Below are 7,683 nucleotides of genomic sequence, written 5' to 3'. Positions count from 1 at the left end.
ATTCCGTTAACGGAATACAAGATCGCGCGTGACGATGACCCGCACCGGGTATCCCGGCCGGATGGTGAGCGTCGGCGCGATGTTGAGCTGGCGCTGGACGATCTGGCGGCCTGTCTGGCTGATGCTGTCTGAGGCGCCTTCGCGCAGAGCGCTGGCGAGGTCGCTGTCGCTGCCGGACGTGCCTGCGCTCGCCCCGACGCTCAGGATGGTGGAGAGCACAGCCGCCTTGAGCAGCTCGCCCCAGTGATAGTCGACGCCATCCTCAAGGCCGGCGTAGCCCTCGGCGTCGGCTCCAGGCTGGCGCTCCAGCACGATGGAGCGGCCATTGGGGAAGATCAGGCGGTTCCAAACCAGGAGCACCCGGCGCTGCCCGAAGCCGACGCCATTGTCGTACTGGCCAATGATGCGGGTGCCCTGGGGGATCAGGAGGATCCGGCCGGTCGGGCTGTCATGGACATTCTCGGTCACCTGCGCGGTGATCTGACCCGGCAGGTCGGATCGGATGCCTGTGATCAGCGCCGCGGGGACGACGGCGCCCGCCTGCAGGATGCTGGCTGAGGCGGGAGCCGCCACACGGTCCGGCGACACGGTGCGCCGGTCCACCGCCTGGTTGAGGAAGGCGAGCTGCCGCTCCTGGGCCGTCGGTATCGCCGCCGGCGGGGCGAAGCCAAGGGATGCGAGATCGGGGACAGGTGCCGCAGCGGTCACCGAGGCCGCATCCACCTGTTGTGCCACCACGGGGCTGACTGGCCGCGTGTTGGTCTGAGCGAACAGCCGTCCGGTCCGCGCGGCTTCGCTCTCTTGAAGCTGGCGCTGCTCCTCGGGGCTGAGGGCGGGATTGGGCATGCCGCCCATCGCCGGGATCGGCGGCTGGGCCGCCGTCTGTGCATTGAGGATCGGCCGGCCGAGGTCGCCTGGGAGCGGCGGTCCCAGTTTGGGGATGCCGGTGTAATCCTTGGGCAGGCCGGCGAGCCCGTCCGGCGTCGCCTTGACGTCCGTAGCGTAGAGTTCCTGTCCTGGCCCGTGGTCCTTCCCCGCCTGAAGGGCGTAGATCAGGGCACCGCCGATCCCAAGCCCTGCAACGAGCCCCAGTCCGGCCAGCACCTTGCGGGACAGGCGGGTCACCCGTGGCGGCTCGGGGCGCAGCCGCATGGCCGCCACAGCCTCTCCCGTCGGCGGCCGGGCGCCGGCATCACTGACCGGTCCCAGCCCTTTCTCTTTCCCGAGTTCGATGCTGCTCATAGGACCCGTCTCCCATCGGCGCGGGAGATGCGCACGCGCTTCTGGTCCTTGTCGGCGCCGAAGCGCAACTCGGCCGCGGCAAACAGGCGGTCGACGATCATGTAATTGCCGCGCACGCGATAGTTGACGAGCTCGGAGGTGTCGCCCTGCGGGCCAACAACGAACAGCGGCGGCATCTCGCCCTGGGCGATTCCTCGGGGAAACTCGATGAATACCTGCTGGCCGTCGTCGAAGGCGCGCAGTGGCCGCCATGGCGCCCGGTCACCGGTCACCTCGTAGCGGAAGTTCACTTTGGTCAGGTCGATGCCGGTGGCGACGGGCTGCACCGCCAGCGCCTCCGCGTTCTGGCGTCGGAGAGCGATAAGCTGGTCCTGAGGGTACTGCCAGGAGACCGAGGCCATGTAGGTCTTCTCGGTGGACCGCAGCTCCATGTGATAGGTGCGCAGATTGGTATTGATGACGAGGTTGCTGGTGAGGTCCGGTCGCGTGGGCTTCACCAGGATGTGGACCTGCTTCGCTCCGCCCGCCCCGCTCTCGGTGTCGCCAATGATCCAGCGCACCGTGTCGCCGGCAGCCACGGGCCCCGTGCCCACCAACTGCTCTCCGGGCTGCAGCGCGATGTCGGTGACTTGGCCGGGCGCGGCATAGACCTGGTAGAGCGCGCCCTCCACGAAGGGATAGATCTGCATGGAATTGATGAAGCCATTGCGCACCGGCTGGACCCGGGCGGCGGCATTGGCCTGGTTCACACGAGCTGCAGGATCGGTCGCTTCCGGTTCTGCCTTGCCATCCTTTCCCACCGGCTTCAGCTGGCCCGGCAGCGGCAAAGGCTTCGGCAGCTCGACGATGCGCACCGGCCTCGGCGGCTCTGCCTTGAAGACGGCGGGCGGAGCATCGTCATATTCGATCTCGGGCGGCTTCTCGAAGGTGGCGCAACCCGCCAATGCCGATGTGCAAATCAGCAGAACCGGCAAGCCGGACCCACGGAGAACCTGAGACGAGAGGCCCCGGAATGCCGGCCTCCCGGATGTGCGGATGGCCGGCGTCATTGTGCGAGCTCCTTAGACCAGTTGATGGCGTTGACGTAGATCCCGAGTGGATTGGCCCGGAGGCGCTCGGCATCCCGCGGCGCCTGCACCACGACGGTGAGGATGGCGCTCCAGCGGGCGGTGTCGGCGAGGCTGCCGTCCTGGTAGCGACGCTCGATCCAGGCAATGCGGAAGGAGTCCGGCGAGGCCCGGATCACGCTCGAGACCTCCACCGCGACCTGTTGCTTGCCGACCCGGGCGAAGGGATCGTTGGCGCGGGCATAGTCGTTGAGGGCGACCGCACCGACCTGCGTCGTATAGGCATAGGCCCTGAGCCAGTTCTGCCGCACGATGACGGGATCGGCGGAGATGCTGCGCACCTCCTCGATGAAGCGGGCGAGGTGGAAGGCGATCTGGGGATCGGAAGGGCGATAGTCCGAGGTGGCGGGCGCCACCGCCTGAGCCTGCCCAAGCTTGTCCACCTGGACGACCCATGGGACCACCGAGCCGTTCAGGGCCTGCCACGCCAGGGCCCCGGAGAGGCCGGCCGAGAGTGCGAGGCAACCGAAGGCCATGAGGCGCCAGTTCTTGGCCTGGACCCGGGCCGAGCCGATGCGGTCATCCCAGACCTGGGCTGCACGCTGATACGGCGTCTCGGGTTCGGGAGATCGGCCGTAACGGACCGACGGTCGCTTGAAGGGCGTCATGGGCGATCGCTTTCGGAGAGGGAGATGGAGGAGCCACCGCCATGGCTGTCGCCGGATCGCACCGCATGGGTTGCGGTCTGGATGCCATGGGCGACCTGCTGGGAGCGCCGCATGCGTTGGGCCCACTCGGGAACATCACCGGAACAGGCCGGAGTGCTCGGCGAGGTGGAATTGGCTCCAGAGGTCGACGAGACGGAGGCCGATCCGCGCAACGGAGAGGCTGCCGCCGCTGCCCCAGCGCGCGCGACACCACCAAGGCCACCCGCGACGCCAGACACCCCGGATTGACCGGCAGCTCCCGCGCTGTACGCGGATGCGGCTCCTCCGGCGAGGCTCACGCCAGCACGAGCCGCAGCGGCTGTTCCGGCGAGCGCAGCACCTGCCCCTCGCACCGTGAGGCCAGTGGCGCCGGCGCCCGCGAGCCCAACACCTCCCGCAGCAAGGCCGGTCCCGACTGCAGCGCCCGCCCCGAGTTGCGGCGCGCCAGTGATCAGTCCCGTGGCAATTCCTGGCCCGAAGATGCCGAGCCCAAGCAGCGCGAGCGCTGCCAGCACGGCGGACAGGGCCTGGCTGATGGTCGGCTGGGCATCGCCATAGGAGGTGGTGAATTGAGAGAACAGCCCCGAGCCGATACCGACGATGACGGCGAGCACCATCACCTTCACGCCTGACGCGACGACGTTGCCGAGCACTTTCTCGGCGAGGAAGGCGGTCTTGCCGAAGAAGGCGAAGGGGATGAGGACGAAGCCGGCGAGCGTCGTCAGCTTGAACTCGATGAGGGTGACGAAGAGCTGCACCGCCAGGATGAAGAAGGCGATCAGGATCAGGAGCCATGAGACCAGCAGCACGGCGATCTGCACGGCATTGACGAAGAGCGCCACCGGCCCGGTGAGCTGGCTTGCGGCATCCAGCAGCGGCTGGCCGGCGGCGAGCCCGACCTCCGCGAGGCGCCCCGGCCGCAGGAACTCCGCCGTGCCGATCGCGGAACCGCCGGCCTTGAGCCCGAGCCCGGCGAAGCTCTCGAACACGATTTTGGCGAGCGCGTTGAAGTTGCCGATGATCCAGGCGAAGAAGCCGATGGCGAGGGTTTTGCGCACCAGCCGGCGCATCACGTCCTCGTCGGCGCCCCAGGCCCAGAACAGGCCCGCGAGGGTGATGTCGAGGGCGATCAGGATGGAGGAGATGCCCGTCACCTCGCCCTTGATCAGGCCGAAGCCGGAATCGATGTAGCTGGTGAAGGTGTTGAGGAAGGTGTCGATGACGCCGACGTCGTTCATGGCGCAGCTCCGTCCACGGGCCTGCCGAAGAAGCGGCGGCGGTTCGCCTCCCAGAGCGCGGCGCAGCGCGGATCGACGGGATCGGCCTGCTGAAGCGTGGCGCAGCTCTTCAGGTCGGCCGAGGAGACGTTTCCTGCCGGCACGTTGGTCGAGACGACGGGCTCCGTCTCTCGGCCGGCAGCCATGGCCAAGGCCGCGACCACCGCCCCGACAAGCCCGACGACAACAAGGGTTCTGACCACGGTGCCCTGATCCATGGCCCGCCCTCAGTTCCCGCGGAACATGGTGACGGCGGAGGGCTGGTAGCTCGACGGGGTCGAGAAGCGCCGATAGCGCTCCTGTCCCTCAGACTCCGCCGTGGCGCGCTCGGCTTCGGACAGGGCATGCGCCCGGCCATTGGCGGCGACCACGGCGGTGAGGTCCGAGAGCTGCTGGGCCTGAAGCGCCTGGAGCTGGTTGCCCGCCTGCATGGCCTGCAGTGCGCCGCTCGCCGCCTGGCTCTGCCCGACCAGTGTCGAGGCCTGGGTGCGGCCGGTATCGAGGTTGCCGACGACACCCGCCTGCACCCGCAGCGCATCCTGGAGGCCGGCGACCGTGGTCTCCCAGCGGCTCCTGGCCTGGGTGACAAGAGCGGCGTCCGAACTGCTCACGGAGACCGAGCCGTACTGGCCCTGAAACGCCCGATCGATGGCGCCGACGTCATAGGCGATCTTCTGCGCCTGCCCCAGCAACTGCTTCGTCCGCTGAGCCGACTGCTGGAGCGCGCTCAAGGAGGAGTGCGGCAGGCTCGCGAGGTTGCGGGCCTGGTTGATCAGCATCTGGGCTTCGTTTTGCAGCGAGGTGATCTGGTTGGTGACCTGCTGCAGGGCGCGAGCCGCCTGAAGGAGGTTCTGGGCATAGTTGGAAGGGTCGTAGACCACATATTGTGCCGCGGCCGGCGCCAGCGGGCACACGAGAAGCGGCGCGGCGACGAGCGCTGCCCGCAGCGTCAGGCGGATCATGAGCGTGCCTCCAGATTGTCGAAGGTAGGAATGATGTGGGCGGCCCAGCCAAGTCCGCGGTGCCGGAGCCAGGCGGCAAGGAAGCCGTCGCGCCCGTGCTCCGTAACAATCTGCGAGAGTGCGGCCTGGTCAGTCTTGGACGCGGCGGCGCACAGGGCGAGCGCCACCTGCGACAGGCCGAGCTCGAACAGGCGGTTGCCGCGCCGGGACTGGCAGTAATAGTCCCGCTTGGGCGTTGCCCGCGCGAGGATCTCGATCTGCCGGTCGTTGAGGCCGAAGCGTCGGTAGATGGCCGTGATCTGGGGCTCGACAGCCCGCTCGTTGGGGAGCAGCAGCCGGGTCTGACAGCTCTCGATGATGGCGGGGGCGATGGCCGAGCCATCGATGTCGGACAGAGACTGGGTGGCGAACACCACGCTGGCGTTCTTCTTGCGCAGGGTCTTCAGCCATTCCCGCAGCTGGCCGGCGAAGCCCGGATCATCGAGGGCGAGCCATCCCTCGTCGATGATGAGGAGGGTGGGAGACCCGTCGAGGCGGTCCTCAATGCGGTGGAAGAGATAGGAGAGGACAGCCGGTGCGGCGCTGGTGCCGATCAGTCCCTCTGTCTCGAAGGCCTGGACGGATGCCTGCCCCAGATGCTCAGCTTCGGCATCCACCAGCCGGCCCTGGGCGCCACCGATGCAATAGGGCCGAAGTGCCTGCTTCAGCGCGTTGGACTGGAGCAGGACGGCGAGGCCAGTGAGGGTGCGCTCCTCGATGGGCGCGGACGCGAGCGAGGAAAGCGCCGACCAGATATGCTCCTTCACCTCCGGGGTGATGTTGACGCCTTCCCGGGTGAGGATCGCAACGATCCAGTCTGCCGCCCAGCTGCGCTCGGACAGTTGATCGACGCGGGCAAGCGGCTGGAGCGCGATGCTGTCCACGGCAAGACCGCCGCCGAGATCGTGCCAATCCCCGCCCATGGCGAGGGCGGCGGCCCGGATGCTGCCGCCGAAGTCGAAGGCGAACACCTGGGATCCGGCATAGCGCCGGAACTGCAGAGCCATGAGCGCCAGCAGCACGGACTTGCCCGCTCCGGTCGGTCCCACCACCAGCGTGTGGCCCACATCCCCCACGTGGAGCGAGAAGCGGAACGGGGTCGCCCCCTCCGTCTTCCCGTAGAACAAAGGTGGCGCCGCAAAATGCCCGTCCTGTTCGTCTCCGGCCCAGACCGCCGAGAGCGGGATCATGTGCGCGAGGTTGAGGGTGGAGACGGGCGGCTGGCGGACATTGGCATAGACATGGCCCGGCAGGCTTCCGAGCCAGGCATCGACGGCGTTGATCGTCTCCACCATGGCGGTGAAGTCCCGGCCCTGGATCACCTTCTCCACCAGCCGGAGCTTCTCGTCGGCGATGCGGGGATCGGCATCCCACACCGTGACCGTGGCGGTGACATAGGCGATGCCGGCATGGTCGGCGCCGAGCTCCTGCAAAGCGAGATCGGCATCCTCGGCCTTGTTGGTGGCATCCGAGTCGACGAGCACGGACGCCTCGTTGGTCATCACCTCCTTCAGGATGGCGGCGATGGACTTGCGCTTTGCGAACCACTGCCTGCGGATTTTCGTGAGCAGCCGAATCGCGTCGGTCTTGTCGAGAAGGATGGCGCGGGTGGACCAGCGATACGGAAAGGCCAGCCGGTTGAGATCGTCGAGGATCCCCGGCGTCGTCGCCGTCGGGAAGCCGACGATGGTGAGGACACGCAAGTGCTCCGTGCCCAACATGGGCTCCAGCCCACCGGTGAGCGGCTCGTTGGCGAGGAGCGCATCCAGGTACATGGGCGTCTCGGGGACACGGACCCGCTGGCGCCGGGTTGAGACGCAGCCGTGGAGATAGGTCAGGGTCTCGGCGTCATCCAGCCAGCGGCACTCCGGCATGAAGGCTTCGACCAGCCGGAGCACGCGGTCTGTCCGATCGGCGAAGCCATCCAATGCTTCGCGTGGATCGACACCCTCGCGCCCACGCCCCTCATAGAGCCAGCTCTCTGCCCGTGTGGCATCCTCCACCGGTGGGAGCCAAGTGAAGGTCAGAAAATAGCTGGATTCGAAGTGGCTGCCGGCCTCGGCGAAGCCGGCCTTGCGCTCGGCATCCACCAATGCGGACGCGGGATCAGGGAAGATACTCTCGGGATAGGCGCCCGCCTCATGCCGCTGGGCTTCCACGAACAGCGCCCAGCCGGAGCGGAGGCGACGGAAGGCGCTGTTGAGGCGACCTGCCACCGCCACCAGCTCCGCCGGCACAGCGGAGTCAAGGTCCGGGCCGCGGAAGCGCGCCGTGCGCTGGAAGCTTCCATCCTTGTTGAGGACCATGCCCGGGCCGACGAGGACCGCCCACGGCAGATAGTCCGCAAGCCGGTTCCCGTGTCGGCGATACTCGGCAAGGTTCATCATGG

7 protein-coding genes are annotated in these 7,683 nt (G+C 67.9%); all 7 read right to left on the bottom strand.

Annotation, left to right across the window (positions count from 1 at the left end):
* Positions 1-6: 6 nt before the first annotated feature.
* From V5F48_RS23540 to trbE, 7 genes are read right to left on the bottom strand one after another with little or no spacing between them, the layout of a single operon-like run.
* Entirely contained in the window at positions 7-1,242 is a 1,236-nt protein-coding gene (locus V5F48_RS23540) for a TraB/TrbI/VirB10 family type IV secretion system protein (protein WP_394260456.1), read from the bottom strand.
* Positions 1,239-2,291 (bottom strand): P-type conjugative transfer protein TrbG, encoded by a 1,053-nt coding sequence (gene trbG / locus V5F48_RS23535; protein WP_394260455.1) that lies wholly within the window; start codon positions 2,289-2,291, stop codon positions 1,239-1,241. Before trbG ends, V5F48_RS23540 begins: the two co-directional genes overlap by 4 nt.
* On the bottom strand, positions 2,288-2,977 hold the full coding sequence (trbF, locus tag V5F48_RS23530; protein ID WP_237355886.1) for a conjugal transfer protein TrbF: 690 nt from the start codon (positions 2,975-2,977) through the stop codon (positions 2,288-2,290). Before trbF ends, trbG begins: the two co-directional genes overlap by 4 nt.
* Entirely contained in the window at positions 2,974-4,254 is a 1,281-nt protein-coding gene (trbL, locus tag V5F48_RS23525; protein ID WP_374254113.1) for a P-type conjugative transfer protein TrbL, read from the bottom strand. Before trbL ends, trbF begins: the two co-directional genes overlap by 4 nt.
* Complete coding sequence (trbK-alt, locus tag V5F48_RS23520) at positions 4,251-4,511, bottom strand: putative entry exclusion protein TrbK-alt (RefSeq protein ID WP_374254112.1); 261 nt, start codon at positions 4,509-4,511, stop codon at positions 4,251-4,253. The genes trbL and trbK-alt overlap by 4 nt, the downstream gene beginning before the upstream one ends.
* A 9-nt stretch (positions 4,512-4,520) precedes the next feature.
* Entirely contained in the window at positions 4,521-5,255 is a 735-nt protein-coding gene (gene trbJ / locus V5F48_RS23515; protein WP_394260454.1) for a P-type conjugative transfer protein TrbJ, read from the bottom strand.
* Positions 5,252-7,681: a conjugal transfer protein TrbE gene (gene trbE, locus V5F48_RS23510; RefSeq protein ID WP_394260453.1), complete on the bottom strand. Its 2,430-nt coding sequence runs from the start codon at positions 7,679-7,681 to the stop codon at positions 5,252-5,254. The genes trbJ and trbE overlap by 4 nt, the downstream gene beginning before the upstream one ends.
* Positions 7,682-7,683 lie beyond the last annotated feature (2 nt).

It is taken from the genome of Xanthobacter autotrophicus ATCC 700552, assembly GCF_043194565.1.
GTDB classification, from domain to species: Bacteria; Pseudomonadota; Alphaproteobacteria; order Rhizobiales; family Xanthobacteraceae; genus Xanthobacter; species Xanthobacter autotrophicus_F.
This window is presented reverse-complemented; position numbering and strand designations above follow the sequence as displayed.

Coding starts and splice junctions, on each gene's coding strand:
- V5F48_RS23540 (WP_394260456.1), bottom strand. CDS start 1,242: ATGAGCAGCATCGAACTCGGGAAAGAGAAAGGGCTGGGACCGGTCAGT.
- trbG (WP_394260455.1), bottom strand. CDS start 2,291: ATGACGCCGGCCATCCGCACATCCGGGAGGCCGGCATTCCGGGGCCTC.
- trbF (WP_237355886.1), bottom strand. CDS start 2,977: ATGACGCCCTTCAAGCGACCGTCGGTCCGTTACGGCCGATCTCCCGAA.
- trbL (WP_374254113.1), bottom strand. CDS start 4,254: ATGAACGACGTCGGCGTCATCGACACCTTCCTCAACACCTTCACCAGC.
- trbK-alt (WP_374254112.1), bottom strand. CDS start 4,511: ATGGATCAGGGCACCGTGGTCAGAACCCTTGTTGTCGTCGGGCTTGTC.
- trbJ (WP_394260454.1), bottom strand. CDS start 5,255: ATGATCCGCCTGACGCTGCGGGCAGCGCTCGTCGCCGCGCCGCTTCTC.
- trbE (WP_394260453.1), bottom strand. CDS start 7,681: ATGATGAACCTTGCCGAGTATCGCCGACACGGGAACCGGCTTGCGGAC.